This window comes from Kitasatospora sp. MAA19 (assembly GCF_029894125.1).
In the GTDB taxonomy this organism is placed as follows: Bacteria; Actinomycetota; Actinomycetes; order Streptomycetales; family Streptomycetaceae; genus Kitasatospora.
In genome coordinates, this window is record NZ_JARXYZ010000020.1 from 31448 (window position 1) to 56827 (window position 25380).

General features: G+C 74.0%; 25 protein-coding genes. 11 read left to right on the forward strand and 14 right to left on the reverse strand.

All coding sequences use genetic code 11. The annotated features are described in order from the left end of the window. Positions 1-14: 14 nt before the first annotated feature. Positions 15-584: a hypothetical protein gene (locus P3T27_RS26580; RefSeq protein ID WP_280682805.1), complete on the reverse strand. Its 570-nt coding sequence runs from the start codon at positions 582-584 to the stop codon at positions 15-17. Between the two features lie 219 nt (positions 585-803). Here P3T27_RS26580 and P3T27_RS26585 point away from each other — a divergent pair, with 219 nt between their 5' ends. Then, on the forward strand, positions 804-1946 hold the full coding sequence (locus tag P3T27_RS26585; protein WP_280683019.1) for a serine hydrolase domain-containing protein: 1143 nt from the start codon (positions 804-806) through the stop codon (positions 1944-1946). Then, positions 1943-2509, forward strand: a complete 567-nt coding sequence (locus P3T27_RS26590) for a hypothetical protein (RefSeq protein WP_280682807.1) — start codon at positions 1943-1945, stop codon at positions 2507-2509. Before P3T27_RS26585 ends, P3T27_RS26590 begins: the two co-directional genes overlap by 4 nt. An 84-nt stretch (positions 2510-2593) precedes the next feature. Here the strand turns inward: P3T27_RS26590 and P3T27_RS26595 are convergent, their stop codons facing one another. After that, on the reverse strand, positions 2594-3406 hold the full coding sequence (locus P3T27_RS26595) for an alpha/beta hydrolase (RefSeq protein WP_280682809.1): 813 nt from the start codon (positions 3404-3406) through the stop codon (positions 2594-2596). A gap of 261 nt (positions 3407-3667) precedes the next feature. Continuing rightward, complete coding sequence (locus P3T27_RS26600; protein WP_280682811.1) at positions 3668-5167, reverse strand: PQQ-binding-like beta-propeller repeat protein; 1500 nt, start codon at positions 5165-5167, stop codon at positions 3668-3670. A 745-nt stretch (positions 5168-5912) separates the two neighbouring features. On the opposite strand from P3T27_RS26600, the gene P3T27_RS26605 reads away from it, so the two are divergent. After that, positions 5913-7931: an ABC transporter ATP-binding protein gene (locus tag P3T27_RS26605; protein ID WP_280682812.1), complete on the forward strand. Its 2019-nt coding sequence runs from the start codon at positions 5913-5915 to the stop codon at positions 7929-7931. A 29-nt stretch (positions 7932-7960) separates the two neighbouring features. Here P3T27_RS26605 and P3T27_RS26610 read toward each other — a convergent pair whose 3' ends face one another. Further along, entirely contained in the window at positions 7961-8866 is a 906-nt protein-coding gene (locus tag P3T27_RS26610) for an NmrA family NAD(P)-binding protein (protein ID WP_280682813.1), read from the reverse strand. A gap of 79 nt (positions 8867-8945) precedes the next feature. On the opposite strand from P3T27_RS26610, the gene P3T27_RS26615 reads away from it, so the two are divergent. The 7 genes from P3T27_RS26615 (at position 8946) to P3T27_RS26645 (ending at position 13944) form a co-directional block, all read left to right on the forward strand. Next, entirely contained in the window at positions 8946-9353 is a 408-nt protein-coding gene (locus tag P3T27_RS26615) for a helix-turn-helix domain-containing protein (RefSeq protein WP_280682815.1), read from the forward strand. 121 nt (positions 9354-9474) lie between these two features. Continuing rightward, positions 9475-10959, forward strand: coding sequence for a serine/threonine-protein kinase (locus P3T27_RS26620; RefSeq protein WP_280682817.1), 1485 nt, complete (start codon positions 9475-9477; stop codon positions 10957-10959). Positions 10960-11111: 152 nt separating this feature from the next. Continuing rightward, positions 11112-11813, forward strand: a complete 702-nt coding sequence (locus tag P3T27_RS26625; RefSeq protein ID WP_280682819.1) for an alpha/beta hydrolase — start codon at positions 11112-11114, stop codon at positions 11811-11813. A 208-nt stretch (positions 11814-12021) separates the two neighbouring features. Continuing rightward, the gene (locus P3T27_RS26630; RefSeq protein ID WP_280682821.1) at positions 12022-12375 is read left to right on the forward strand and encodes a DUF6204 family protein; all 354 of its coding nucleotides are present in this window, start codon (positions 12022-12024) and stop codon (positions 12373-12375) included. A gap of 71 nt (positions 12376-12446) precedes the next feature. Then, a complete protein-coding gene (locus tag P3T27_RS26635; protein ID WP_280682823.1) occupies positions 12447-12980 on the forward strand; it encodes a MarR family transcriptional regulator in 534 nt (177 codons plus the stop codon). Between the two features lie 38 nt (positions 12981-13018). Further along, positions 13019-13348, forward strand: coding sequence for a sulfurtransferase TusA family protein (locus tag P3T27_RS26640; protein ID WP_280682825.1), 330 nt, complete (start codon positions 13019-13021; stop codon positions 13346-13348). A 143-nt stretch (positions 13349-13491) separates the two neighbouring features. Further along, on the forward strand, positions 13492-13944 hold the full coding sequence (locus tag P3T27_RS26645; RefSeq protein ID WP_280682827.1) for a hypothetical protein: 453 nt from the start codon (positions 13492-13494) through the stop codon (positions 13942-13944). Between the two features lie 6 nt (positions 13945-13950). Here the strand turns inward: P3T27_RS26645 and P3T27_RS26650 are convergent, their stop codons facing one another. From P3T27_RS26650 to def, 4 genes are all read right to left on the reverse strand, one after another. Further along, positions 13951-14925, reverse strand: a complete 975-nt coding sequence (locus tag P3T27_RS26650; protein ID WP_280682829.1) for a MerR family transcriptional regulator — start codon at positions 14923-14925, stop codon at positions 13951-13953. 55 nt (positions 14926-14980) lie between these two features. Then, positions 14981-16414, reverse strand: a complete 1434-nt coding sequence (locus P3T27_RS26655; protein WP_280682830.1) for a transcription antitermination factor NusB — start codon at positions 16412-16414, stop codon at positions 14981-14983. A gap of 89 nt (positions 16415-16503) precedes the next feature. Then, positions 16504-17448 (reverse strand): methionyl-tRNA formyltransferase, encoded by a 945-nt coding sequence (fmt, locus tag P3T27_RS26660; RefSeq protein ID WP_280682832.1) that lies wholly within the window; start codon positions 17446-17448, stop codon positions 16504-16506. 40 nt (positions 17449-17488) lie between these two features. Next, a complete protein-coding gene (def, locus tag P3T27_RS26665) occupies positions 17489-18034 on the reverse strand; it encodes a peptide deformylase (RefSeq protein ID WP_280682833.1) in 546 nt (181 codons plus the stop codon). A gap of 290 nt (positions 18035-18324) precedes the next feature. Here def and P3T27_RS26670 point away from each other — a divergent pair, with 290 nt between their 5' ends. Beyond that, positions 18325-18951 carry a hypothetical protein gene (locus tag P3T27_RS26670; RefSeq protein WP_280682835.1) on the forward strand — a complete coding sequence of 209 codons (627 nt, stop codon included), beginning with the start codon at positions 18325-18327 and terminating at the stop codon, positions 18949-18951. Between the two features lie 150 nt (positions 18952-19101). On the opposite strand, the gene P3T27_RS26675 is transcribed toward P3T27_RS26670, so the two are convergent. The 6 genes from P3T27_RS26675 to mihF all read right to left on the reverse strand — a co-directional run bounded on the left by P3T27_RS26675 (position 19102) and on the right by mihF (position 25269). Continuing rightward, on the reverse strand, positions 19102-21183 hold the full coding sequence (locus tag P3T27_RS26675; RefSeq protein WP_280682837.1) for a primosomal protein N': 2082 nt from the start codon (positions 21181-21183) through the stop codon (positions 19102-19104). Between the two features lie 91 nt (positions 21184-21274). Then, a complete protein-coding gene (gene metK, locus P3T27_RS26680) occupies positions 21275-22483 on the reverse strand; it encodes a methionine adenosyltransferase (protein ID WP_280682839.1) in 1209 nt (402 codons plus the stop codon). A 150-nt stretch (positions 22484-22633) separates the two neighbouring features. Next, positions 22634-23878 carry a bifunctional phosphopantothenoylcysteine decarboxylase/phosphopantothenate--cysteine ligase CoaBC gene (coaBC, locus tag P3T27_RS26685; protein WP_280682841.1) on the reverse strand — a complete coding sequence of 415 codons (1245 nt, stop codon included), beginning with the start codon at positions 23876-23878 and terminating at the stop codon, positions 22634-22636. Between the two features lie 154 nt (positions 23879-24032). Further along, complete coding sequence (gene rpoZ, locus P3T27_RS26690; protein WP_030240625.1) at positions 24033-24299, reverse strand: DNA-directed RNA polymerase subunit omega; 267 nt, start codon at positions 24297-24299, stop codon at positions 24033-24035. Positions 24300-24336: 37 nt separating this feature from the next. Continuing rightward, positions 24337-24894 (reverse strand): guanylate kinase, encoded by a 558-nt coding sequence (gmk, locus tag P3T27_RS26695; RefSeq protein WP_280682845.1) that lies wholly within the window; start codon positions 24892-24894, stop codon positions 24337-24339. 48 nt (positions 24895-24942) lie between these two features. After that, on the reverse strand, positions 24943-25269 hold the full coding sequence (gene mihF, locus P3T27_RS26700; protein ID WP_030056187.1) for an integration host factor, actinobacterial type: 327 nt from the start codon (positions 25267-25269) through the stop codon (positions 24943-24945). Between the last annotated feature and the right edge of the window lie 111 nt (positions 25270-25380).

Here is a 25380-nt window from a genome sequence, read left to right on the forward strand (position 1 = left end):
TCGGCCGCCGGGACTCACCACCCCTGCGGGTGCCGGGACAGCCAGTCGGCGTGACGCTCCCGCAGCCGGTCCCGCTCCTCGGGGGAGGTGAGGTAGACGTCGGCGCCGCCGTCGTACGGGTGGTAGAGCCGACGCATGACGGTGTCCGCGACGATGACGCCGGCCACCTCCTCGTCGGCGACGCGGCGCAGCAGCTCGTCGAGACTGCCGGGCCGCCACGTCCGGCGGTCGACGAAGACGTGGCAGTAGGTGCGGAACTCCGGATCCGGGTCGTCCGTCTGCAGCCGGGTCTGCCAGTGCGTGCCGGCCGGGCGCTCGTCGGGGACGTCCGGCCCGCTCGTCCACGTCGGCGTGATCACGTAGACGTCCGAACCGTCGAACAGCTCGTCCAGGACCGTGTTGTGGCGCTCCAGCACGACGGCGTACTCGCCCTCGTCGTCGGGGTAGCGCTTGGACTCCGGCAGGCTGTGGAAGCGCACCCAGACGTCCCTGTGCTCGGCGCCGATCTCATGCCCGACCGGGGGGCCGCCGGGCCACCGCTGCAGCCACAGCGCGGTCAGCGCGTCCAGCGCTTCACGATCCACTCCGAACCCCCTCAGTACCCCCTCCGTCGCCGACCATCATGCCCGACACCGACCCCCCGCCCGGCGGCGGCCTCTCGCCGCTGCCGCTCGCCCCGGCCTGGGTGGGAAACCTGGTCGTGCCGAGCGCTCCGACCCCGTACCGTGGTCCGGTCGACGATCTTGGGGCAGCGACTCCACGAGGACTGGCTCCACGAGGACCAGAGAACGGGGCGGGACACCATGCAGCAGTACCCGGGTTGGGCCGACGAACGGTTCGGCGCCGTGGCGGACGTCTTCGCCCGCAACTTCGCCGAGTTCCCCGAGCTCGGCGCCGCCGTCACGGTGTTCGCCGGCGGCCGCAAGGTGGTCGAGCTGTGGGGCGGGACGGCCGACGAGCGCACCGGGCGGGCCTGGACGCAGGACACCGTCGTCCCGGTCTTCTCCTGTGCCAAGGGCCCGGTGAGCATCAGTGCCCACCTGCTCGCCCAGCAGGGCCGGCTCGACCTCGACGCGCCGATCGCCCGCTACTGGCCCGAGTTCGCCCGCTACGGCAAGCAGGACATCACCACCCGCATGATCCTCGTCCACCGCGCGGGCATCCCGGCCCTGGACGCGGTGCTCTCCTTCGAGGAGATCGCCGACTGGACGCCCGTCGTCCGCGCGATCGAGGAGCAGGAGCCGCTCTGGGAGCCCGGCACGACCTACGAGTACCACGGCCACGTCCTCGGCTTCGCGGTCGGCGAGGTGATCCGCCGGATCACCGGGCTCACGCCGGGCGCGTTCCTCCGCAAGGAGATCGCCGAGCCGCTCGGCCTGCCGGTCTGGATCGGCCTTCCGGAGAGCGAACTCCCGCGACTGGCCCGGCTGGTGGAGGCGGAGGGCCGCCGCCCGATGCCCGGCCCGGAGCACCTGCTGACCCGGATCGTGACGATGAACGGCGCCCTGGTCTTCCCCGGCCTGGACTCACCGCACGGCTGGAACGACCCGGCCCTGCACGCGATCGAGCTGCCCGGCGCGGGTGCGGTCGCCTCCGCCACCGGGCTGGCTGGGCTGTACGCGGCGGCCGCCACCGGCCTGGACGGCGCCCCGCGCCTGCTCTCGCACGAGACCGTCACCGACGCGGTGCGCGAAGTCTCCTCCGGCGCGGGCTTCCTGGGCTTCGACATGGGCGCCCGCTGGGGTTCCGGCCTGCTGCTGGACTCCCCCGCCTTCCGTCCGCTGCTGGGCGCGCGCAGCTTCGGCAACGACGGCGCGGGCGGCCAGTTCGCCTTCGGGGACGACGAGTTCGGCGTCGGCTTCGGCTACGTCGCCAACCGGATGATCGGCCACGGCGACGCCCGCGCCACCCGACTGGTCGACGCGGTGCGCGGGTGCCTGGGGTGACGGACTTCCTCGCGCGGCTCACCGCGCTGGCGGCCACCGGCGGCCTGGACGGCCTCGACGGCCTGCGCTACAACGCCTCGTTGCCCGAACTCGCCGCCCACTACGGCGATCCCTGGGACGGCGGGCGGATCCACCGCGAGTCCCGCTGGCCGCACGGCTTCGGCTGGGGCGACGTGCAGACGGTGTTCTGCCACTGCCGCCGGCTCCAGTCGCTCTCCCTGCCCGTGTGGCACGGCGAACTCGAACTCCCGCTGGCCGGCGGCGGGTTGCGGACATTCGACACGCACGTCACCGAGTCGGCCCTGGTCGCCGCGCTGACCGCCGCCGGCTGCCGCTGGGAGACCGTGACGTACGAGAACGTCCCCGACCAGCGCACCCTGGAGGTGGCGGTGGCCGAGGAGATCCGGGTGGCGTTCGTCCTCACCGACCGCGAGGACCGCGACGCGCCGCCGCTGGACGACTGGGTGCTGAACAAGGCCCTGCTGTGGGGCTACGACCACACCGACTGCCCGGAGCCGGACCGCACCCTCCCCGACGACGGTTGGGGAGCGGCACCCAACTGACCTGTGTCGTCGGCCCGTTCGATCTTCGACGCTCGAACCCCTGGTGTCAGCGGAACGGGCCGGCCAGAGGCTTCGCGCCGCGACTCACGACGCCAACGCGCGCGGCAGCACCACCCGCACCCACTCCTCCGGCTCCGACAGATGCGGAGCGTGACCGGCACCCTTGTACAGGTGCCGCTCCACACTCGGCAGGGTGAGGTCGATGATGTCCAGCACCTCGCCGTACATCGACGGGCTGTCGTCGCTCTGCGTGAGCAGGGCGGGCTCCGTGAAGCGGGCCAGCGCGGTCAGGTCGAGGTCCAGGGCGTCCGGGTCGCGCAGCTCGTCCAGGTAGGTCGGCGCGTTGCGCACGTAGGTGTGCCGCACCGGCGCGGGCAGCTGCGCCCAGGCCCCCGGCCCGAAGGCGACCGTCTCCACGAACAGCTCGGCCGCCGCGGCCGACTCCGCCTGCTCCAGCAGCTCCCGGACGGCGGCGATCCGACCGGCGAGCTCGGTGGCGGCCGGCCGCAGCTCGGGATCGGCGAGCAGGACGCCGGTACCGGGCGGCTCGTGCACGGCGATCCCCCGCAGCAGGTCGGGCCGGGCGGAGGCGAGCCGCAGCGTGATCAGCGACCCGTACGAGCTCCCGCAGACGAAGGCCGGGGCCAGTCCGAGCGCGTCGATCAGCCCGGCCAGGTCGGCCGCGTCCTCGTACACCGAACCCTGGGTGAGCAGGTCCTCGCTGCGACTGTGGCCCCGCCGGTCGTAGGCGACGACGGTGGTGAACTCGGCCAGGCCCGGCATCACCCGCGCCCAGCTGTCGCCGTCGGTCCACGAGCCGTGCACCAGGACGACGCCCGGCCCCTCCCCTTGGGCCTCGTAGTGCAGCGACACCCCGTTCGCCCTGATCTCGGCCATCACGAGCCTCCCGATCTCGGCGGTGCTCCTCCACCAGCCTGACACAGGCGCCCGAAACGCTCAGAACGGTCGGATCGGTGTGCTCGTCTCGGCGCCCGTCGTCACCGGGCGTGACGAGATGCGGGCCGTCGGGGGTCGGACCGACCCCGCTGGACAGCCCCGTACGCCGACCTCGCCGACCTCGCCAACCTCGCCCTCACCCGAACGGCCCTGCTTCCGCCCACACCCGGCACCGGCTACCGCCCGTAACCGGCACCGGCGTCAGCTCATGCCCCGAACCGGCGGCTCGTCCCGCGTGCCGTCCTCCGCGACCACCGTGAACCGGTTCCGCCCGGAGACCGACAGGTCCACCGGGTGGACGGACTCCGTGTCGTTGACGTCCAGTTCGGCGCTCTGGCGCCCGGTGGCGGCGTCGACCCGGGTCAGCTTGTCCCGGGTCAGTGCCCACACCGACGTCCCGTCCACCAGCAGCCCCGTCACCTGGTCGTCCAACCCGGAGGTCCACCGCTTTCCGCCGTCGGCGAGCGAGTAGGCGACCAGGCGCCCGGTGGCGATGCGGCTGGGGTTCTTGCCCCCGCTGATCCGGACGTCGTCCGGCTTCTCCCCCGGGATGATCAGCTGGTCTCCGACGACCACCCCTCCGAACAGCGGTCGGGCCGCGAACGCGTCGTAGGCGTGGGCGCCGCCCAGCATGACGTCCAGGTCGTACTCGTCACCCGCGACCGGGATCGACGCCCGCTGCCGCCCCGCCCCGTCGAAGCTGAGGACGGCGTGCGTCCCGCGCTCGCCCTGCGCGTCGACCCAGACCGCCAGCGGTTCGGTGGAGACCACCGCGAGGTCCTTCAACCCGCCCGTGACCGGGAGGACGACGCGCGTCCGCTCCCGCCCGTCCGCCGGATCCAGCGACCGCAGCACCGGCGCGGCGTCGCCGCACTGCGCGACCGTCACCGCCTCCGCCGCACCGCCCGCCACCTGCAACGGCGAGCAGCCGGCGTCCGCGTCGCCGTGCCAGGCCGCACCGCCGTCGGCAAGGTGCACCGCGCGCCAGCCGCTCCTCTCCTGCAGGACGGCCTCGTCCCCGGCGACGGCGAGCAGATCGGGCGCCGCCGTGTCACCCACCCGGCCGGGCGCGTCCACGGCGGCGGTCCAGGCAACCGTGCCGTTCGCGAGGTTCAGTGCCGTCACCGCCGCACACGGCCGGTCGTGCTCGGAGTGACCGAGCAGTCCGAGTCCGTGGCCGGTCCCACGGCTCATGGCGCAGACGGAGTCCTCTCCCGGCGGCGTCCACCGCCACGCGACCTGCCCGGTGGCGCCGCGGTAGGCGACCACCTGGTCGGGCCGCACCCGCACCACCACGTCCCCGCTCGTCCAGCTGCCGACCGCGCGGATGCTGGACGGCCGGTCCAGCGGCGCGGCCCAGGCGTCGTTGAGGCCCGTCCCGGCGAAGGACACGAACAGACCAATCCCGATCAGGATTCCGACGGCGACGGAGGGGAACCCGCGCCGGGGGTGGAGCAGGGCCCAGAGCAGGCCGGCACCGCAGGGCATCAGGCCGAGGATGCTGACGAGGCCCATGGAACCGAGGCTCTCGCCGCCGTACCCGTGGGAGCGCCCGATCAGCACGGCCAGCCCCATGCTCGCGAACATCGCCCCCAGCACCCCGCCGAGGACCACCATCCGCGTCTCCCTGTCGACGGCGATCCGTGCGGACCTACCGGGCCGCCCGGCCCCGGTAGCGCCGTCCGCGGGCACCTCGGCCATGTCGGTCACTCCCCCATCAAGCGTCGCCCACCGCACGAGCGACGATCATCGGATGATCGCAGAGCCTCGCTTCATCCTGAACAAAGACAACGGAAAACCCGCCGGACCCCCTCAGCACCCCGGACCGGGCCACCACCCGCACCCGCCGTCGGCGCCGCCTCGATACCCGCCGGCGCACATCCTGACCAATCGTCAACTCGCCTGTGGCACAGGCATGTGTGGCCCGCAGGGAAGGCCGCCGAGCCCTCGCGCTCCGGGTGCCCGGACCCGCCTCGCGGCCCTGCGTACGCCCAGATCCGTTCGCAGATCCGACCCTGGAGCCGCGCCCGGCGCGGATGAGCGCTCCGGCTCCTGAGCTGCGCGCGGAGCAGGCGTGCGGATACTGGAGGAGTGGGACGGGATCGCGGCAACAGTCCGCGACTGGCCTGTCGTTCGGGCTGTCCCACACGGCAACGGCAGTCTGTGCCGCAAACCCTCCGATCAGCGCACTGGGCGCGGATCGCGGTTACGCGGTGAGCCAATGCGACGAAAGAAGGCCGTCATGAGTTACTTCAACCGCAGAGACCGTGGCTACGGACGCGACCGCGATCGCCGCCGTCGTGGTGGTGGTCGCAACCGCCGCCGTCGGTACGGCTGGTGGTGACAGTCAAGACGGTGTGGACTGTCCTGAACAGTCCGGCATAACACCATCTGTGGGGTCGGCGGTGAAAACCGCCGGCCCCTTGATCCTGATCGGGGTACCTCCATGCACGGTGCGACGCCCTTGGGGAGCCCGGCCGGCCAGGCTGCGGAGCAGACCGCACAGCAGGGTCGGGCCGCCGACCACGCCCCCTACCAGGGGCCGGTGGCCGACTCGCCCGCCATCACGCTGCGCGAGCTGTTCCGACGGTTCTGGCCCTGGGTCCGCCCGGACGCGCGCTGGCTGCCACTGAGCGCGACCCTGCTCGTCCTCGGCGCCTTCGGCGAGGTGGTCTCGGTCTGGCTGTTCAAGGACCTGATCGACAACGTCCTCGTCCCGCGGCGCTTCGCCGACTTCTGGCCGCTCGCCGGCACCATGCTCGGCGCGGCCGTGGTGGCCGCGCTGCTCATCTTCGCGGGCACCTACACCGGCACCAGGACCGCCGAGCGGTTCATGCTGCGGCTCCGTACCGGGACCCTCGCCCATCTGCACAGCCTGCCGCCCGACACGCTGGAGACCCGCTGGCGCGGCGACCTGGTCGCCCGGATGACCGCCGACATCGCGACGATCGAGCAGATGATCGCGACCGGCCTCGTCGAGGGCGCGGTGGCCGCGGTCAGCCTGGTGCTGTTCGCCGGCGCGGCCTTCTACCTGAGCTGGCCCCTCACCCTGGCCGCGCTCCTCGCCGCGCCGCTGTTCATCGTCACCACCAGCTTCTTCGGGCGGCGCATCCGCACCCGGGAGAGACAGGTCCAGCGCCGCGCCGGCGGCGTCACGGCGCTGCTGGAGGAGTCGCTGCGCAACGCGGTCGTCACCCGCACCTGCGGCCAGGAGGCCCGCGACGTCGCACGGGTGCACCGGGAAGGAAAGGCCCTGCTCGACGCCGAACTCGCCTCCGCCCGGATGGCGGACCTCTACCAACCGCTCCTCAACGTCCTGCAGATGCTCGCCGGACTGGTCGTGGTGGGCGTCGGCGCGCTGGAGGTCATCCACGGCGGGCTGACCCTGGGCGGCCTGCTCGCCTTCGCGGCCTTCATGGCCCAGCTGTTCGAACCGGTCCAGCAGCTCGCCGCGGTCATCCCGCTCGCCGGCGCCGCCTGCGCCTCGGGCGAACGCGTCCTGGAACTCCACGACCTGACCAGCCCGGTCCACGAGAGCCCCACCGCCCGCGACACCGACGCCGTCCGTGGCCGGGTCTCCTTCGACGGCGTCAGCGCCGTCTACCCCGGCAGCCACGACGCCCCGGTGCTGTCCGACGTCAGCTTCGACGTCAGCCCCGGCAAGGTCCTGGCCGTCATCGGCCCCAGCGGCAGCGGCAAGTCCACGCTCGGCAAGCTCCTGGTCCGCTTCCTGGACCCCCAGGGCGGCACCGTCCGCCTCGACGGCGACGACATCCGGGAGCTGACCATCGCCTCACTGCGCCGGGCGATCACCCTCCTGCCCCAGCAGGCACCGCTCTTCCACGCGACCATCCGGGACAACATCGCCTACGGCAGGCCCGACGCCCCCCAGGACGACATCGAACGCGCCGCCCGGAGCGCGGGCGCCCACGACTTCATCACCGCACTGCCGGACGGCTACGGCACCGTCATCGGAGCCGACGGCTTCCAGCTCTCCGGCGGGCAGAGCCAGCGCGTCGCCATCGCCCGCGCCTTCCTGCGCGACACCCCGGTCCTCGTCCTGGACGAACCCACCACCGGGTTGGACCCGCGCACCGTCCAGCAGCTCATCCCCCCGCTGCGCCGCCTGATGGCCGGCCGCACCGCGGTCCTGATCACCCACGACCCGGCGTTCCTCCCGCTGGCCGACGACGTCCTCACCCTCCCGATGCCGGAGGCGCTGGAGGAACCGGAGGAACCGGCAACGCCCGAGGCCCCTGAGACCCCTGACGCCCCGGAGGCACCGGCAGCACCGGAGGCCCCGGGCTACGCCCGCGTCGCGGGTACGGGCACCCGGCCCGCGCACGTCGGCCCGCGCGCCCCCGCCCCGGCGGCAGGTCCGGTCGACCGGCGGTCACCCGACCGCCCGGACCAGCCCTCACCAGGGCCGGCCGAACTCCATCGGCCTGCTGCGCCGCCCCGGTAGCACCGGCAGCACCGACGCCGCAGCCGCCGTCAGCCCGCCACGGCCTCCCGCCGCACCGACTCCCGCACCACCGACTCCCGCACCACCGCCTCGACCAGCTCCCGCGCCGGACGCGGCTCGGCCGCCAGCAGCCCGGGCAGGTCGGACGGGCCCGCCACCGCGAAGCCCGAGGCGACGTTCGAGTGCAGCGAGACGGCGTGCCCGACCTGGTACGGCGCCGCACCCTCCCGGAGGGCGTCCCAGACCTCCCCCAGCGGCGACGGCTCGTACCGGACCTCCCGGCCCAGCGCCCGCGCCAGCGCGCCCGCCAGCTCCGCGCCCCCGACCACGGCGTCCCCCTCCAGCTCGTACGTCCGCCCGAGGTGCGGGACGGGCCGGCCGGCCACGAGCGCCTCCTGCACCTCGCGGGCCACCGTCGCCGCGACGTCGGCCAGGTCCTCACGGGCGACCACCGGAAGCGTCCCGCGCCCCCACGGCAGCCGGAACACGCCCTCCGCCGCGGCGCGTTCGGCGCCCGCCGCGGCCAGGCCCCCGGCGAGCTCCGCGTACAGGCCGTTGCGCAGGACGGTCCAGCCGAGCGGGGCCGCCGCCAGGGCCCGTTCCGTCCAGCGGTGCGGCGGGGCGATGGTCATCCGCTCGCCCGAGGCGGCCAGGCTGGTGTAGACCACATGCCGCACGCCCGCCCGGACCGCCGCCTCGATCACGGCCCCGTGCCGGGCGGTGACCACGTCGTCCTCCGCGTAGCCGGCCGAGACCAGCACCAGCACCGCCACCCCGGCGAACGCCTCGGCCAGGCCTGCGGGTTCGTCGAAGTCGATCCGCCGCCCGCCGTCCTGCGGGGTCCGCGAGCCGGCCAGCACGGGCAGGCCGGCGTCGGCGAGCCGGCGGTGGACCAGGCCGCCGAGGACTCCGGACACACCGGTGACGAGGATCATCTGACGCTCCTTTGCCGTTCACGAGGGGGGCGGTGTCCATCCTCGACAATCGACCCGGATCGGGTAAGGAGGCAGTTTCATGTCACTCGGGCACACCGAGGTAACCACGACGGCGCTGTTCGACCTCGCGGAGAGCGGGGAGGACTGCGGCATCCGCGACGTGCTGGACCGGCTCGGCGACAAGTGGTCGGTGCAGGTGGTGGTCGAGCTGAGCCGCGGGGTCAGGAGGTTCCGCGAGCTGCAACGGGCCCTGCCGGGCGGCATCTCGCAGCGGATGCTGACCCTCACCGTCCGCCGGCTGGAGCGCGACGGCATGGTCTCGCGGACCGTCCACCCGACCGTCCCGCCCCGGGTCGACTACGAGCTGACCGACCTCGGGCGCAGCCTCGCCCACCTGGTACGCACCCTCACCGACTGGTCGCTCCAGCACCACGACGCCATCCTCGACCACCGCGCCCGCTGGGACGCCGCCCAACCGCCCGAGTAGCCCCGCCCCGGGCCCCGACCCTGGCCCCGGGCCCCGGTGGAGCAGGTGACCGACCGCCCGGCGCGGAGGGTAGGTTGAACCGGGGCCGGGGCGCGGCACCCGGGGCGCGAAAGGGGCGGGGATGCAGCCGGGCGACATACTCGACGGACGGTACGAACTGGTCGAGCAGATCGGCGAGGGCGCGTTCGGCGCGGTCTGGAAGGCCCGCGACGCGCGGGTCCAACGGCTCGTCGCCGTCAAGGTGATGCTCCCGGGCGGCAACAACACCCCCAAGGACGCCGCCCGGTTCGTCCGCGAGGTGGCCACCGCGGGCGCGCTCAACCACCCGTCCATCGTCACCGTGCACGACTTCGGCCAGCACGACGAGGCCGGCCGGCCGCTGTACTTCCTGGTCATGGAACTGCTCGACGGCGCCCCGCTCGACCGCCACCTCGGCGACGGGCCGCTGCCGCTGCGCCAGGCCCTCACCTGGGCCGTCCAGATCTCCCAGGCCCTCGCCACCGCCCACCGGGCCGGCGTCGTCCACCGGGACGTCAAACCGGCCAACGTGATGATCCAGTCCTCCGGCGCGGTCAAGGTCGTCGACTTCGGCATCGCCCGGATCGGCACCGCCGACGACGGCATCACCAGCACCAACGTCATCGTCGGCACCCCCGCCTACATGGCCCCCGAACGCTTCGACAGCGGCGGCCTCGACGCCCGCTCCGACCTCTACGCCTTCGGCTGCCTCCTGTACGAACTCCTCACCGGCCGCACCCCCTTCCGCGGCAGCCTCTACGAACTCATCCGCCAGCACGGCGAGGTCCACCCGGCGGCCCCCGGCACCCTGCGCCCCGGCCTGCCCGCCGAGGTCGACGCCCTCGTCCTCGAACTGCTCGCCAAGGACCCGAACCGGCGCCCGCCGCACGCCGACCAGGTCGCGGACCGTCTGCTCCACCTCGCCGAGCAGACCGAGCGGCCCCCGGCCGGCTACCACGCCACCGTCCGGGACGTGCCGGCCGCCGAGGAGGACCCGTACGTGGTCGCGCGCCGCCAGGAGGCGGACGCGCTGTTCCAGCGCACCCGCGACCAGGCCGCCCAGGTCGCGCTGCAGTTCGAGACCGGCATCGCCCAGCGGCGCCGCCAGCTCGAACAGGACCTCGCCGACCAGCGGGCCCACGCCGAAGCCCGGGCGCAGCAGATCGTCACCGAGGCCCAGCAGCGCGGCGAGGAGATCGAACGGGAGGCCGCCGCACGGGCCGCCGCCAGCCTCCGGCAGCTCTCCGAGGCCGAGCAGCGCACCGACCTGCTGCGCCGCCAGACCGACAAGCTGCGCAGCGACGCCGAGAGTCTGCGCCGCACGGTGGACAACGCCCGCCGTCAGGCCTCGGACTTCCTCGCCGACGCGGCCGCCAAGGCCGGCCTCGGCCCGGCCCCCGAGACCCGGCGCCAGATCGCCCCGCCCGGCGGCACGCCCACCGGCGCCCCGACGGGCTCGATCACCGGCTCGACCACGGGCTCGACGGCCGGCTCACAGCGCCGGAAGCTCCCGAGCATGCAGGACCTGCTCTCCGGCCGGAACCGGGGCGCGGCCGAGGGCGAAGAGCCGGGCCGCCGCCGCTCCTGACCCCTGGACCTCGCCGCTCGGCGCCCGCTGGGCCAAGGTCATGGTCGCCCGTACCCGCGTCACCGGCTGGATCCTGTGGTCCCTGCTCGCGCACCGCGACCCGCCCCCGGAACCGTAGAATCCGCAGGTAGGCACCCAGGGAGGGATTTCGCGTGTTCCAAGCGCCGCGGCCGCGCACCGCACAACTGACCCCGTGGACCGGCGACGGCGGGACCGACCAGGTCAAGGGCGTCGCCCTGCTCCTGCCCGGCGGATTCCTGCGCAGCCGGCGCGGGCCGGTGAAGGTCGCCGAACTGGGCCTGCGCGACCTCGCCGCCGAACTCACCGCCCGCGGCCGCCCGCACGGCGTCGCCGTGCACCTGCTGCGCTACCGCTACAGCGGCTGGAACGGCGCCGACGCCGACACCGCCGTCGACACCCGCTGGGCCCTCGACGAACTCGCCCGCCGCTACGGCCCCGTGCCCGTCGTCCTGATCGGCAACTCGCTCGGCGGGCGCGCCGCGTTCTGGTGCGCCGGGCACCCGAACGTCGTCGGCGTCGCCGGCATCGCCCCCTGGCTGCCCAGCGGCGACCAGGTCGACCACCTCGCCGGGCGGCGCGTCCTGATCGTCCACGGCACCGGCGACCGCAGCGCCGCCAACGCCACCCAGTCCCTCGAATACGCGCTCCGGGCCCGCGCGGTCGTCCCCGACCTCGCCCGCTACGAAGCCCCCGGCGCCAACCACTACCTCATCCGGCAGGCGGGCGACATCAGCGCGCTCACCACCGCCTTCACCCTCGCCACCCTCGACGCCGAACCCGCCGCCCTCGCGGCCGGCACCGTCTGCACCCGCCTCCCGACCGCCCGCCCGTAGCCGGCGGGCCCGTCGCCCGTGGCGGGTCCGTCACCTCACGCCCGGGGGCCCCTTCGGACCCCCGAGCGGAGTGGCCCGCCCGGCATCGCCGCCGTCATCGCGGCCTTCACCATCGAACCCCGGCCACCGCCGCGGGCCACGCCGCACCGCGCCGCACCGCCCGAAATCGGGTTGGCGGTCGATGCCCCGTCCTGCCTATCGTCGGGGGATGACCACTCGAACCTTCCGCATCATGGTGCGCGGCGTCTTCGACGGCCTCAGCGCCGAACAGCACGCCGAACTCCTCACCCGCGCAGCCGAGCACGACGTGCTGCGCGCGGCCTTCACCCCCGAGGGCCACCTCAGCTACGACCTCACCGCGCGCGCCGCCTTCACCTTCCGCTTCCTCGACTCGGGTGAGGCGGAGGAGGACATCCTGGCGGCCTCCGAGCGGGCCGAGCAGGCGGCGCGGGACTGGCTGGCCGAGCACGGCTACGGCTACAAGAACCTGCGCTCCCAAGCCGAGGACCTCTCGCAGGCGCCGCTCGGCAAGCGGCAGCGCCGCGCCGCCAACGCCGGCTAGCCCCCTCCCCCCTCCGCTACCTCCTTGACGGCTCGCCGCAACGGTATGCTTGAGTAGTCAAGGAGGTAGCAATGACATCCCCGCAGCCCGACCCGAAGCCCGACGCACACCACTCCGACCCACGCGCCGACCCACCCCGCCCGGACCCGCTGGACACCGCCCTACGGCTGGTCCGCGCCCAGGCGGCCGTGGTCAAGCAGTTCGACGCGAGCCTCAGCGGCCTGCACGGCGTGAGCCTGTCCGACTTCACCCTGCTGCTCCACCTCGGCCACGCACCCGGCGGCCGGATGCGCCGGGTCGACCTCGCCGAGGCACTCGGCCTCACCGCCTCCGGCGTGACCCGTGGGCTGGCACCCCTGGAGCGGATCGGCCTGGTGAGCCGCGAGGCGGCGGCCCGCGACGCCAGGGTCGCCTATGCGACCCTGACGCCGACCGGCCGCGAACGGCTCGCCGAGATGCTGTACACCGCCCGCCAGGCAGCCGACGACCTCTTCGCCGCCGACCAGTGGGGCGCCGACGACCTCGGCCGCCTCGGGGCCCTGCTCACCCGCCTCGGCGGCACGGCCCCCGACCAGCGCCCGGCCCCGACCCACCGCCTAGGCTGAGGCCTGCACCACCGCACCACCGCGAAGGGCAGCACCCCATGAGCACCTCCCACGAGACCACCTCCCCCGAGGCAGCCCCCGACCTGACCGTCGACGGCACCGGCCTGCTCTGCGTCCAGCTGCTGCTGCGCCTGCGCGCCCGGATCGCCGACCTCCCGGCCGGCGCGGTGGTGCACATCCACACCACCGACCCCGCCGCCCCGCTCGACCTGCCCGCCTGGTGCCACCTGACCGGTCACGACTACCTCGGCCCGGTCCCGCACCCGGCCACCGACCGCGAGGTGTACGCCCTGCGCCTCACCGCCACCGCCCGCCCGACCCGCGCCGACCGACCCTGGCACCCCGCGCCCGGCCCGGCCTCCGACTGACCGCACCCGGGGCGGAATTCCCGCGTGCCCGCACCCGCCGCCGGTGAACGCCGCCCCCATGACCGCGGAAGCCCCGTCTCCCGTCGACCGCCTGGTGTGCCACGATGAAGCAATAGCCAAGCACCACAGGGAGGTTGACCGCCATGGATCCGGTCCTCAGCTGCCGCTGGCACGACCAGGACGGCGAGTGGGAACTGTCCGTCAGCCGCAACGGCGGCGGCTGGGAGCTGATCGCCGCCGCGCCCCGCTGGTCCGAGTCGCTGCCGTTCGCGGGGCCGGAGGACGTCCGCCGGCTCGCCCAGGCACTGCTGGACCTGCCCGCCGATCCGGAGCCGTACGAGTTCGCATGGGAGCTCTCCCGAACGGAGTTCGAGCGTACCGAGAAGGAGCGCACCCACTTCGCGACCTTCGCCGTCGGACTCGACCCCGCCGACGACCACCGCCCCTACCTCGCCTACCAGTCGTACTACCACTGGGGCCAGACGACCGCACTCGGCCTGGAGGTGGTCTGCGAGGACCCGCCGGTCGACCACCTCCGCGCCCAGGCCCACGCCCTCCTCAGCGATCTCCCCGGCCCCACGTCCACCCAGCCGTAGTCCCCCTCACCCGGCCGAGCGCACCGCCCGCACCGCCCAGTCCAGCACCGCCGCCGAACTCTCCGGCGCCGCCCACCCGTTGACCACCGCCAGCAGTGCCAGGTACCGCTCCCGCCGTGGATCGGCCATCGCCGCCAGCCGCTCCGCCAACCGGCCGCGCACCACAGCACCGGGCGCCGACCCCGCGTACCGCGCCGCCAACTCCCGCGCGATCCCCGCCGCCTCCCCCGACCCGGGATCGATCCCCGCCACGACCGCCGGCCCGGCCAACTCCCGTACCACCCAGGCGAGTCCGGGGCGCGGCCAGTCCGCGCCGGCCTCCGCCGCCTCGTCCTCCGCCAGCCTCCGCAGCAGGCCGCGGAACCCGTCGTCGGCCGCCAGCTCCGCCAACTCCACCCACGCCTCGACCTGTTCCGGTTCCAGGTCGTCCGTCGGCTCCGGCGTCAGCGAGCGCACGACGGCGGCGAACCGCCCGTCGGCCCGCAGACCGCCGAACGCCCCGGCCAGGAACTCCCCGATCAGACGGTACCGTTCGTCCTCCGACAGGCGGGCCAGCTGGTGCACGAGAGTCAGCTCCTCGGGTGTCGACCCGCGCCTGGCCACCGTCCCCAGCACCGCCCGCCGCAGCCGCAGCACCCGGATCTGGACGTCCAGCGCCTCGGCGTGCGCCGCCGCGACGGCGGGCAGCGCGAGCTCGCGGTCCACCACCTGCCGGATGGCGGGCAGCCCGAGCCCGAGCTCGCGCAGGGTACGTACCAGCTCCAGGCGCGCGACCGCGTCGACGCCGTACCGCCGGTGGCCGGCCGGGTTGCGGTCGGCCGGCGACACGATCCCCTGGTCCGAGTAGAACCGGACGGTCTTGACCGTCAGCCCGCTCCGCCGCGCCAGCTCACCGATCGTGTAGAGCGGTTCGGGTCCGAGCGGTTCGGAGCCGAGCAGTTCAGACCCGAGCGGATCACAGGAGTGCGTATCGCCGTTCATGCCCACCACCTTGGCGCCTCCCCCTACGGGAGATGCAAGGCCGACAGCACGAAGGTCAGGCCGTCCGCCGCAGCAGCGCCAGGTACATCGCGTCCGTCCCGTGCAGGTGCGGCCAGAGCTGCACGTCCGGCCCGTCCCCGAGCGCCGGGACACCGGGCAGCAGCGGGCGCGCGTCGATCCACTCGACCCGGCCACCCTCGGCCCGCAGCACGTCGTCCACCACGGCCCGGGTCTCCGCGAGGTGCGGCGAGCAGGTCGCGTACCCGACCACCCCACCGACCCGGGTGGCCTCGATCGCCGAACGCAGCAGGTCCCGCTGGAGCGGGCCGAAGGCCGCGACGTCGGCCGGGCGGCGGCGCCAGCGCGCCTCCGGACGGCGACGCAGCGCGCCCAGGCCGGAGCACGGCACGTCGACCAGCACCCGGTCGAAGCCCCCGGAGCGCCAGGCCGGGCGGGTGCCGTCGGCGGCGATCACCGTGTACGGGCCGGGGTTGCCCTCCAGCGCCCGGGCCACCAGCCGAGCGCGGTGCGGCTGCTTCTCGCTCGCGACCAGCGCCGCGCCGCGCTCGGCGGCCAGCGCACCGAGCAGCGCGGCCTTGCCGCCGGGGCCGGCGCAGCCGTCCAGCCAGAGCCGGTCCGGGCCGTCCAGCGGCGCGGCGGCCAGGGCGAGGGCGACCAGCTGGCTGCCCTCGTCCTGCACGCCCGCCCGGTTGTCCCGCACCGCATCCAGCGAGCCCGGGTCGCCGCCTTCGGCGAGCCGCAGCGCGAACGGGGACCACCGGCCGGACTCGGCCTCAGGCAGCGCGTCGGCCAGTTCGCCGACGGTGACCCGGCCGGGGCGCGCGACGAGGGTCACCTCGGGCCGCGCGTTGTCGGCGCGCAGCAGGTCCTCGACGTCACTGCGCCCGGAGGCGTCGGGCTGCCAGCGGCCGAGCGAGTCCCAGAGCGCGGAGACGACCCAGCGCGGGTGCGAGTGGACGACGGCGAGGTGGTCCTCGGCGTCCTTCTCGTACGGCGGGGCGACCTGCTCGATCCAGCCGTCCAGGTCGTGCGCGCTGATCCGGCGCAGGACGGCGTTGACGAACTTGGCCTTGCCGTCGCCGAGCACCACCCGGGCCAGCTCGACGGTCGCCGAGACGGCCGCGTGACTGGGGATGCGGGTGGTGAGCAGCTGGTGGGCGCCGAGCGAGAGCACGTCCAGCACCGGCGGGTCGACCTTGCTGAGCGGTCGGTCGATGCAGGCCGCGATGATCGCGTCGTAGGTGCCCTGCAGGCGCAGGGTGCCGTAGACCAGTTCGGTGGCGAGGGCGGCGTCGCGCCGGTCCATGCCCTTCTGCTCGGCCTCACGGAGCAGCGACGGCAGGATCAGGTTGGCGTACGCGTCGCGCTCGTCGACGGCGCGCAGCGCCCGGAACGCGACGATCCGGGCCGGGTCCTTCTTCGGACGGCGGTGCGGGCGGGGGGCGCGCTTGGCGCTGGGGGTGGTCACAGGTGCCTCAAGGTGCTGCGGTGGTTATCGGACGAACAGTGCAAACGAACAGTAATGATGCAGACGAACAGTAACGCCGGCCCCGGGTCTCAGCCCGCGGAGCCGAAGCGCTCCCCGGTCTCCAGCCGCGCCCCGCGCGCCCAGTCGGCCGCCCGCATCTCCTTCTTCCCCTGCGGGCGGACCTCCCCGAGTTCGATCTCGTGGCTGCCCGTGCCGACCCGCACGCTGTTCTTCCCGACCACGGCCAGTTCCCCGGGCGCCAGTGCGGCCTCCCCGGCCAGCAGCTTCACGGGCCCGGTGATCTTCAGCCGCTCGCCGCGGAACTCCGTCCACGCGCCCGGAGCCGGGGCGCAGCCGCGCACCACGCGGTCGATCCGCAGCGCGGGGTGGCTCCACTCGATCCGTGCGTCCTCGACGGTGATCTTCGGCGCGAGCGTGACACCCTCGGCCGGCTGCGGGACGGCGTGCAGGGAGCCGTCCTCGATGCCGTCCATGGTGGCCGCGAGCAGCCGCGCGCCGGACACCGAGAGGCGGGTGAGCAGTTCGCCGCTGGTGTCGGTCGGGCGGACCTCCTCGGTGATCACGCCGTAGACCGGGCCGGAGTCCAGGCCCTGCTCGATCAGGAAGGTGGCCGCGCCGGTGACCTCGTCGCCGGCCAGCACCGTGTGCTGGACCGGGGCCGCGCCGCGCCAGGCGGGCAGCAGCGAGAAGTGCAGGTTCACCCAGCCGTGCTTGGGGATCTCCAGGGTGCCGGGACGCAGCAGCGCGCCGTAGGCGACCACCGGGCAGCAGTCGGGGGCGAGTTCGGTGAGCCGGGCGACGAAATCCGGGTCGCTGGGCTTCGCCGGCTTGAGGACCTCGATCCCGGCCTCCTCGGCGCGCTGGGCGACGGGGCTGGCGACCAGCTTGCGCCCACGCCCGGCGGGGGCGTCGGGGCGGGTGACCACCGCGACGACCTCGTGCCGGTCGGAGGCGAGCAGGGCGTCCAGGGCGGGAACGGCGACCTCGGGGGTGCCGGCGAACACGAGGCGCATCAAGTGCCTTTCGGTGGAGGGATGTCGGGGAGCGGGAGAGTCAGCGTGCGGCGCCGAAGGTGCTGTGCGGCGAGACCTTGACGACCGGCGCGGGCGCGCCGCCCCAGTCGGTGTCGCGGATCGCCTTGAGCGCGGCCTTGCGCTGCTCGCGGTCGAGCCGGTCGATGAAGATGATGCCGTCGAGGTGGTCGGTCTCGTGCTGGATGCAGCGGGCGAGCAGCTGGGTGCCCTCCAGGGTGACCGGGTCTCCGTACATGTTGAAGCCCTTGGCGACCACGCCGTAGGCGCGCTTCGTGTCGTAGCGCAGGCCGGGCAGCGAGAGGCAGCCCTCGGGGCCTTCCTGTTCCTCCTCGGTCAGCGACAGGTCCGGGTTGATCAGGTGCCCGGTGACGCCGTCCACGTGATACGTGAACACCCGCAGCGAGATGCCGAGTTGAGGGGCGGCCAGGCCGGCGCCGGGGGCGTCGAGCATGGTGTCGGTGAGGTCCCGGACCAAGGTGCGCAGTTCCTTGTCGAACGTGGTCACCGGCCGGGCGGTGGACCGCAGGACGGGGTCTCCGAAGAGCCGGATCGGCTGGATCGCCACGGGGTACGGGCTCCTGTCCGTCGAAGGTGCGGGGCTGCGGGCGGCTACTGGTTTCCCCGCAAGTCTATGCAACGCACCGGGGCCACCGACCATGCCCTCACCCGGGCCCTCACCCGGACGAAAAGCCCCTCCCCCACGCCCGGCACCGGCTGCTGGCATATCCCGAGTCTGCCGAGCGGCGTTACCCCGGCCCCCGCTTCGGCGTTGGTCAAGTGAGATTGACCGGGGCCGGGCGCACGGGACACCGCGCCCCGGCCGAGCTGAACCGTACGGAAGGTGGCACGTAAGCCATGGCCGAGCAGATCAACCACGACGCCCGGGCGCGGGCGAGCCTGCACCTGCTGGTGCGGGACATCGAGCGGGTGAGGCGGCAGGTCGACGCGCTGCGGACGCTCACCGCCCAGTTGGGCAACGTCTACCGACCGCGCCGCCCCAGCACCTCGGCCGGCTTCGTGGTGTACGGGCGGGCGCCCGCGCCGACCGTGCGCCTGGCGCAGGAGCTGCGGGAGAGCGTGGAGACCCTGGTGGCGGCGGCGGTCGAGTTCGACCGGGCGCTGGGCTTCTCCTGGGACTCGGTGGGCTCGGCCCTCGGGGTCACCAAGCAGGCCGTGCACCGCCGGTACGGGATGCGCCGCCCGACCAGCGAACTCCTCGCCGCCAGCGGCGCCGTCCCGGGCCCGAGCCGCCCGGACCGCTCCGAGGAGCTGCCCGCCGCGCCGTCCGGCGGCCTGGCGGCGACCGTCCCGGCGGCCCGCCAGGGCGGCCTGGACCGCACCAGCCTGGAGCGCAACGCCCTCGAACGCAACACCCTGGAGCGCGGCGCGGTCGACCGCAACGCCCTCGACCGCAACACCCTGGAGCGCGGCACCTCCGAGCGCACCCCGGTCGACCGCACCGGCATCCCGCTGCGCGGCTGACCGCCCTCCCGACCAGGGAAGCCGATTCCGCGCAGCACCGTCGCGGGGCCACCCGGGGCGGGGTGGCCCACTCACCCCGCCCCCGCCGCACGCACCGGCGTCACCCGACCCCCGATCCCACCCCACCCCGGTTCCACCCGACCGCCGACCTCACCCGATGTCCGTCGGATCCACCCGTACCCGCACCGCCTCCGGCGTCCGCAGCGCGATCCGCGCGATCTGCGCCGCCTTGAGCGCCGCCGCCAGCGCCGCCCCCTGCCCGGGCGGCACCCGCAGCAGCGCACGTTCCTGCTCCTCCCCGCGCAGGGCGGGCGCCGGCACCGGCCCGAGCACGTCCGCCTCCTCCGGCAGCCGGATCAGCCCCAGCAGGTCGGCCACCGCCGCCGGACTCCCGCTCACCGAGGCCATCCGCGACACCGGCGGGAAGTGCAGCTGCGCCCGCTCGTCGCGCTCCAGCCCGGCGTGGCCCAGCGGGTCCCAGCGGACCAGCGCCTGCACCGGGCGCGCCGAGGGCTCGGCGACCACGACCACCGTCCCGCCCTCCTCCGCGGACCGGACCAGGGCGGCGGCCGCCAGCCACAGCCGCAGCGTCTCCTCCCCGGCCCGCAGGTCCGGCCGGCCGAGCAGCGCCCAGCCGTCCAGCAGCAGCGCGGCCCCGTACCCGGAGCCGCCCTCCACCACCGGCTCCGCGCCGGGCGTGGAGATCACCAGCGAGGGCTCGTCCGGGACGGTGGTCAGCACCGCGTCCCGCCCCGAGGTCCGCACCGGGATCCGCGGGAAGGCCTTGCCCAGCTCCTCCGCCGTGCGCCGGGCACCGACCACCTGCGCCCGCAGCCGGAACGAGCCGCACTCGGGGCAGTGCCAGTCCGCCTCCGCCTCCCCGCACCAGCCGCAGCACAGCAGGGCGTCCGCCGAGGGCGCCTCCAGCGGCCCCTCGCAGCGTCGGCACCGGGCCGGGGTCCGGCAGCGCCCGCAGGCCAGCCGGGGCACGTAGCCGCGCCGGGGCACCTGGATGAGCACCGGGTGTCCGGCGGCCAGCGACTCCCGGGCGGCCTCCCAGGCCACCGAGGGCAGCCGGGCGGCCTGTGCGGCGCCGTCGCGGTGCTGGTCCTGGTCGGTGACGGTCCGCACCCTCGGCGCGACCCGTCGTACGGTCTCCCGGTCGGCGGTCAGCGGGCGCGCCCACCCGGTGCTGACCAGTTGCGCGCCCTCCACCGTCACCGCATGCCCCCCGAGAAGCACCGCCGCGCCCTCCTCGGCGGCGCGCAGCAGCGCGACCTCGCGCACGTGCGGGTGCGGGGCGCGCGGGTCGCTGTGGCTGTTGTCGCCGTCGGACCAGACGACGACCAGCCCGAGGTCGCGCACCGGCGCGAACATGGTGGCGCGGGTGCCGATCGCGGCGTGCACCGAGCCGCGGCTCACCGCCAGCCAGCGCCGGTAGCGCTCGCGCGGGCCGAGGTCGGCCTCCAGGGCGACGTGCAGCCCCGCGCCGAGCAGTTCGGTCAGCGCCTGGTCGACCCTCGCCACCGACCGCCCGTCGGGCAGCACGACGAGCGCGCCGCGCCCGCCCGCCAGCGTGGCGGCGACGGCCCGCGCGATCTCGTACGGCCAGCCGGGGCCGGGCAGCGCCGCCCAGACGGCGCGCGGCGAGCCGCCGCCGGTCAGCGCGGCGAGGAGGTCGCGCCCGGCCGGGTAGCGCTGCCAGCCGCCGGGGGCGGGGGCCGGCGGGCGCGGGAGCGGTGGTGGCGAGGGCTCGGCCTCGGCCTTGGCGTGCCGGGGCGGGACGGCCAGCTGGAGGACGTCCGCGAGGGTGCCGGCGTAGCGGTCGGCGACGGTCCGGCAGAGCCGGAGCAGCTGGGGGGTGAGCACGGGCTCGGGTGAGAGCACCTGGGCGAGCGGGGCGAGCGGGCCGGGGAAGTCACTCTTCTCCAGCCTGGCGACGATGAACCCGTCGTGCAGCTCCCCGCCCTCGCGCTGGCCCTTCACCACGCGCGCCCCGAAGCGCACCCGTACCCGGGCCCCCGGCCGGGCCTCCTCGGCCATCGCGGCCGGCACCTCGTAGTCGAAGAACTTGTCGATGGTGAGCACGCCCTTGTCCACCACGACCCGGGCCACCGGCAGGTGCTCGGCCCGCTTGGCGCCGCGCCACGTCCGGGGCTTGGCCCGCTTGACCGTGTCCCGGATGAACGCCAGCTGCTCCGGCTCGGCCCCGTTCTCCCCTGTGCTGCTCATCGCTCCCAAGTACTACCAGGTCACACCGACACCACGCACAGAGCGGCGCCCGCCCCACCAGGGACGGGCGCCGCCTGCACGCGTGCGGGGGTCAGTCCTGCACGGCCGCCTTCAGCTGCTCCACCCGGTCGGTGCGCTCCCAGGTGAAGTCGGGCAGCTCACGGCCGAAGTGGCCGTACGCCGCGGTCTGGGAGTAGATCGGGCGCAGCAGGTCCAGGTCGCGGATGATCGCGGCCGGGCGCAGGTCGAAGACGTCGGTGACGGCCTTCTGGATGGCCAGCACCGGAACGGTCTCGGTGCCGAAGGTCTCCACGAAGAGGCCGACCGGCTCGGCCTTGCCGATCGCGTACGCGACCTGCACCTCGGCGCGGCGGGCGAGGCCGGCGGCGACGATGTTCTTCGCCACCCAGCGCATCGCGTACGCGGCCGAGCGGTCGACCTTGGACGGGTCCTTGCCGGAGAAGGCGCCGCCACCGTGGCGGGCCATGCCGCCGTAGGTGTCGATGATGATCTTGCGGCCGGTGAGGCCGGCGTCGCCCATCGGGCCGCCGATCTCGAAACGGCCGGTCGGGTTGACCAGCAGGCGGTAACCCTCGGTGACCAGCTTGATGCCCTGCTCGGCGAGCGCCTTCAGCTCGGGCTCGACCACGAACTCGCGGATGTCCGGGGTGAGCAGCGACTCCAGGTCGATGTCACTGGCGTGCTGGGTGGAGACCACCACGGTGTCGAGGCGGACGGCCTTGTCGCCGTCGTACTCGATGGTGACCTGGGTCTTGCCGTCGGGGCGCAGGTACGGGATGGTCCCGTTCTTGCGGACCTCGGTCAGGCGCCGGGAGAGGCGGTGCGCCAGGGTGATCGGCAGCGGCATCAGCTCGGGCGTCTCGTCGGACGCGTAGCCGAACATCAGGCCCTGGTCGCCGGCACCCTGCTTGTCCAGGTCGTCCTCGTCGCCCTCGACCCGAGCCTCGTACGCGGTGTCGACGCCCTGGGCGATGTCGGGCGACTGCGCGCCGATGGACACCGACACGCCGCAGGAAGCGCCGTCGAAGCCCTTCTTGGAGCTGTCGTAGCCGATCTCCAGGATCTTGTCCCGGACGAGCTGGGCGATCGGCGCGTACGCCTTGGTGGTCACCTCGCCGGCCACGTGCACCTGGCCGGTGGTGATGAGCGTCTCCACGGCGACCCGGGAGGTCGGGTCCTCGCGCAGGAGAGCGTCAAGGATGGTGTCGCTGATCTGGTCAGCGATCTTGTCGGGGTGCCCCTCGGTCACGGACTCCGAGGTGAACAGGCGGCGAGACACAGCGCTCCCTGGGGTTGCAGCGGCTGCTGACTGAAGGCCCCCGGCGAACCGGGGACATCCGGAAAGACTTGATTCCTGGAGTCTAACGGTCTGCTTCCGCCGAGCGTCACCCGCTTTCGGAAATCCCGACCGTTCTCCAGCAGGGCTTGATCAGTTGCCGATCGTTTCCAGCCGCTTCGCGACCAGGTCCCAGACCACGTCGGCGAGAGCCTCCTTGGGGCCCACCGGAACGGCCGTCTCCGTGCCGTCCGAGCCCAGTACCACGGCCTCGTTGACGTCCGTCCCGAAGGCCTTGCCGTTGCCCACCTCGTTGACGACCAGCAGGTCGCACCCCTTGCGGACGAGCTTGGCGCGGCCGTTGGCGAGCACGTCGTCGGTCTCCGCCGCGAAACCCACGACGAGTTGACCCGAACGGGGGCGGTGGGCCGACAGCTCGGCCAGGATGTCGGGGTTGCGGACCAGGGCGACCGGCGCCGGCTCGATCCCCTCGACCTTCTTGATCTTGCCGGTGGCGTACTCGGCGGGCCGGAAGTCCGCCACGGCCGCGGCCATGACCACGGCGTCCGCGTCCTCGGCCGCCTTCAGCGCCGCCTCGCGCAGCTCCAGCGCCGTCGAGACGTGCACCACGTCGACCCCGGCCGGGTCGGCGAGCTCCGCGTTGGCCGAGACCAACGTCACGCGCGCCCCACGGGCCGCGGCCGTCACGGCGAGCGCGTAGCCCTGCTTGCCGGAGGAACGGTTGCCGAGGAAGCGCACCGGGTCCAGCGGCTCGCGGGTGCCGCCGGCCGAGACCACCACGTGCCGACCGGCCAGGTCGGTCGGCACGGCCCCGCCCCGACGCAGCACGGCCCGGCAGGCGTCGAAGATCGCGGACGGCTCGGGCAGCCGCCCCTTGCCGGTGTCCTTGCCGGTGAGCCGCCCGACGGCCGGCTCCAGCACGATCACGCCCCGGCGGCGCAGCGTGGCGACGTTGTCCCGGGTGGCCGGGTGCTCCCACATCTCGGTGTGCATGGCGGGCGCCAGGACGACCGGGCAGCGGGCGGTGAGCAGGGTGTTGGTGAGCAGGTCGTCGGCGAGGCCGTGGGCGGCCTTGGCGATCAGGTCGGCGGTGGCGGGGGCGACCACGACCAGGTCGGCCTGCTGGCCGATCCGCACGTGCGGCACCTCGTGCACGCGCTCCCAGGTCTCGGTGGCGGCCGGGCGACCGGAGAGCGCGGCCCAGGTGGCCTCGCCGACGAAGTGCAGCGCGGCGGCGGTGGGCACCACGGTGACCTGGTGGCCGGACTCGGTGAACCGGCGGAGCAGCTCGCAGGCCTTGTAGGCGGCGATGCCGCCGCTGACGCCGAGGGCGACGCGCGGCGCGTCGGCCCCGCTCCGGTCCGAAGTCGCGCTCATACTCCCGCTCTCCTCCACGTCTGGGACGTGCACACCCTACGGCCCCTCAGCCGTCGCGCGCACCGTGGTCGCGCCCACAGCCCCCGGGTACGCCGAAGGGCCCGGCGGAAACGATTCCGCCAGGCCCTTCCACGGGAAATCCCGGAGCACCGCCTCAGGCGGCCTCGATCGCCTCGGCGGTCAGCATGCCGGCGTTGATCTCGCGCAGCGCGATCGACAGCGGCTTCTCGTGCACGTGGGTGTCGACCAGCGGGCCGACGTACTCCAGCAGACCCTCACCGAGCTGGGAGTAGTACGCGTTGATCTGGCGCGCGCGCTTGGCGGCGTAGATCACGAGGCTGTACTTGGAGTCGGTGGCCTCGAGCAGCTCATCGATCGGCGGGTTGATGATGCCCTCGGGCGCGGTCATGGAAGAGGACACGCGAAAACCTTCCGAAAGGGTGGAAAAGACAGACAGGTCAGGCTACACCGAGCAAGGCTAGCAGTTCGGCCGCTACCTGCTCGACCGAGGTGTTGACAAGGGTCGTGTCGAACTCGGTCTCGGCCGCGAGCTCGACCTTGGCCGCCTCCAGCCGCTTCTCGATCACGTCCTGCGGCTCGGTGCCCCGGCCGGTCAGCCGGCGGACCAGCTCGTCCCAGCTCGGCGGAGCCAGGAAGACCAGCTGCGCCTCGGGCATCGACTCGCGCACCTGGCGGGCGCCCTGCAGGTCGATCTCCAGCAGGACGGGCTCGCCGCGGTCCAGCTTCTCCAGCACCGCCGAGCGCGGGGTGCCGTAGCGGTTGCCGGCGAAGACGGCCCACTCCAGCAACTCGCCGTTGGCGATCAGCTTGTCGAACTCGTCGTTGTCGACGAAGTGGTACTGGACCCCGTTCTGCTCGCCCGGCCTCGGGTGGCGGGTCGTCGCCGACACCGAGAGCCAGACCTCGGGGTGCTGCTTCCTCATATGAGCGACGACCGTGCTCTTGCCGACCCCCGAAGGGCCGGAGAGCACGGTCAGCCGCGGACGCTCACTCATGCACCGATTATCCCGGATCGCGGACGATCCCGGGACCACGGGGCACGGTCAGGCGGCACCGCCGCCGAACTCCCGCTCCAGGGAGGCGATCTGGTTCGTACCGAGGCCGCGGACGCGCCGGCTCTCGCTGATGCCGAGGCGCTCCATGATCTGCTTGGCACGGACCTTGCCGACGCCCGGAAGGGACTCCAGCAGGGCGGAGACCTTCATCTTGCCGATGACGTCGTTGTCGGCCTTTCCGGCCTTGATCACCTCGTGCAGGGAGGCGCCGGAGTGCTTGAGCCGGTTCTTGACCTCGGCGCGCTCCCGGCGAGCCTCGGCGGCCTTGGCGAGCGCGGCGGTGCGCTGTTCAGGGGTAAGGGGCGGAAGAGCCACGCCGTTCACCTCAGGGTGTGGAAGGAAGGGATTGAGCTATGACTGGTTTGGTTCTCAGGACACCGTCCGCAAGGAGAACCACAGGGCCCTTGACCTGCGGGAGCTACGAGA

What these genes read in the sequence shown, in the direction of transcription:
- P3T27_RS26585 (WP_280683019.1), top strand. Translation starts at nt 804, where the DNA reads ATGCAGCAGTACCCGGGTTGGGCCGACGAACGGTTCGGCGCCGTGGCG.
- P3T27_RS26595 (WP_280682809.1), bottom strand. Translation starts at nt 3,406, where the DNA reads ATGGCCGAGATCAGGGCGAACGGGGTGTCGCTGCACTACGAGGCCCAA.
- P3T27_RS26600 (WP_280682811.1), bottom strand. Translation starts at nt 5,167, where the DNA reads ATGGCCGAGGTGCCCGCGGACGGCGCTACCGGGGCCGGGCGGCCCGGT.
- P3T27_RS26605 (WP_280682812.1), top strand. Translation starts at nt 5,913, where the DNA reads ATGCACGGTGCGACGCCCTTGGGGAGCCCGGCCGGCCAGGCTGCGGAG.
- P3T27_RS26610 (WP_280682813.1), bottom strand. Translation starts at nt 8,866, where the DNA reads ATGATCCTCGTCACCGGTGTGTCCGGAGTCCTCGGCGGCCTGGTCCAC.
- P3T27_RS26615 (WP_280682815.1), top strand. Translation starts at nt 8,946, where the DNA reads ATGTCACTCGGGCACACCGAGGTAACCACGACGGCGCTGTTCGACCTC.
- P3T27_RS26620 (WP_280682817.1), top strand. Translation starts at nt 9,475, where the DNA reads ATGCAGCCGGGCGACATACTCGACGGACGGTACGAACTGGTCGAGCAG.
- P3T27_RS26630 (WP_280682821.1), top strand. Translation starts at nt 12,022, where the DNA reads ATGACCACTCGAACCTTCCGCATCATGGTGCGCGGCGTCTTCGACGGC.
- P3T27_RS26635 (WP_280682823.1), top strand. Translation starts at nt 12,447, where the DNA reads ATGACATCCCCGCAGCCCGACCCGAAGCCCGACGCACACCACTCCGAC.
- P3T27_RS26640 (WP_280682825.1), top strand. Translation starts at nt 13,019, where the DNA reads ATGAGCACCTCCCACGAGACCACCTCCCCCGAGGCAGCCCCCGACCTG.
- P3T27_RS26645 (WP_280682827.1), top strand. Translation starts at nt 13,492, where the DNA reads ATGGATCCGGTCCTCAGCTGCCGCTGGCACGACCAGGACGGCGAGTGG.
- P3T27_RS26650 (WP_280682829.1), bottom strand. Translation starts at nt 14,925, where the DNA reads ATGAACGGCGATACGCACTCCTGTGATCCGCTCGGGTCTGAACTGCTC.
- fmt (WP_280682832.1), bottom strand. Translation starts at nt 17,448, where the DNA reads ATGCGCCTCGTGTTCGCCGGCACCCCCGAGGTCGCCGTTCCCGCCCTG.
- P3T27_RS26670 (WP_280682835.1), top strand. Translation starts at nt 18,325, where the DNA reads ATGGCCGAGCAGATCAACCACGACGCCCGGGCGCGGGCGAGCCTGCAC.
- P3T27_RS26675 (WP_280682837.1), bottom strand. Translation starts at nt 21,183, where the DNA reads ATGAGCAGCACAGGGGAGAACGGGGCCGAGCCGGAGCAGCTGGCGTTC.
- coaBC (WP_280682841.1), bottom strand. Translation starts at nt 23,878, where the DNA reads ATGAGCGCGACTTCGGACCGGAGCGGGGCCGACGCGCCGCGCGTCGCC.
- gmk (WP_280682845.1), bottom strand. Translation starts at nt 24,894, where the DNA reads ATGAGTGAGCGTCCGCGGCTGACCGTGCTCTCCGGCCCTTCGGGGGTC.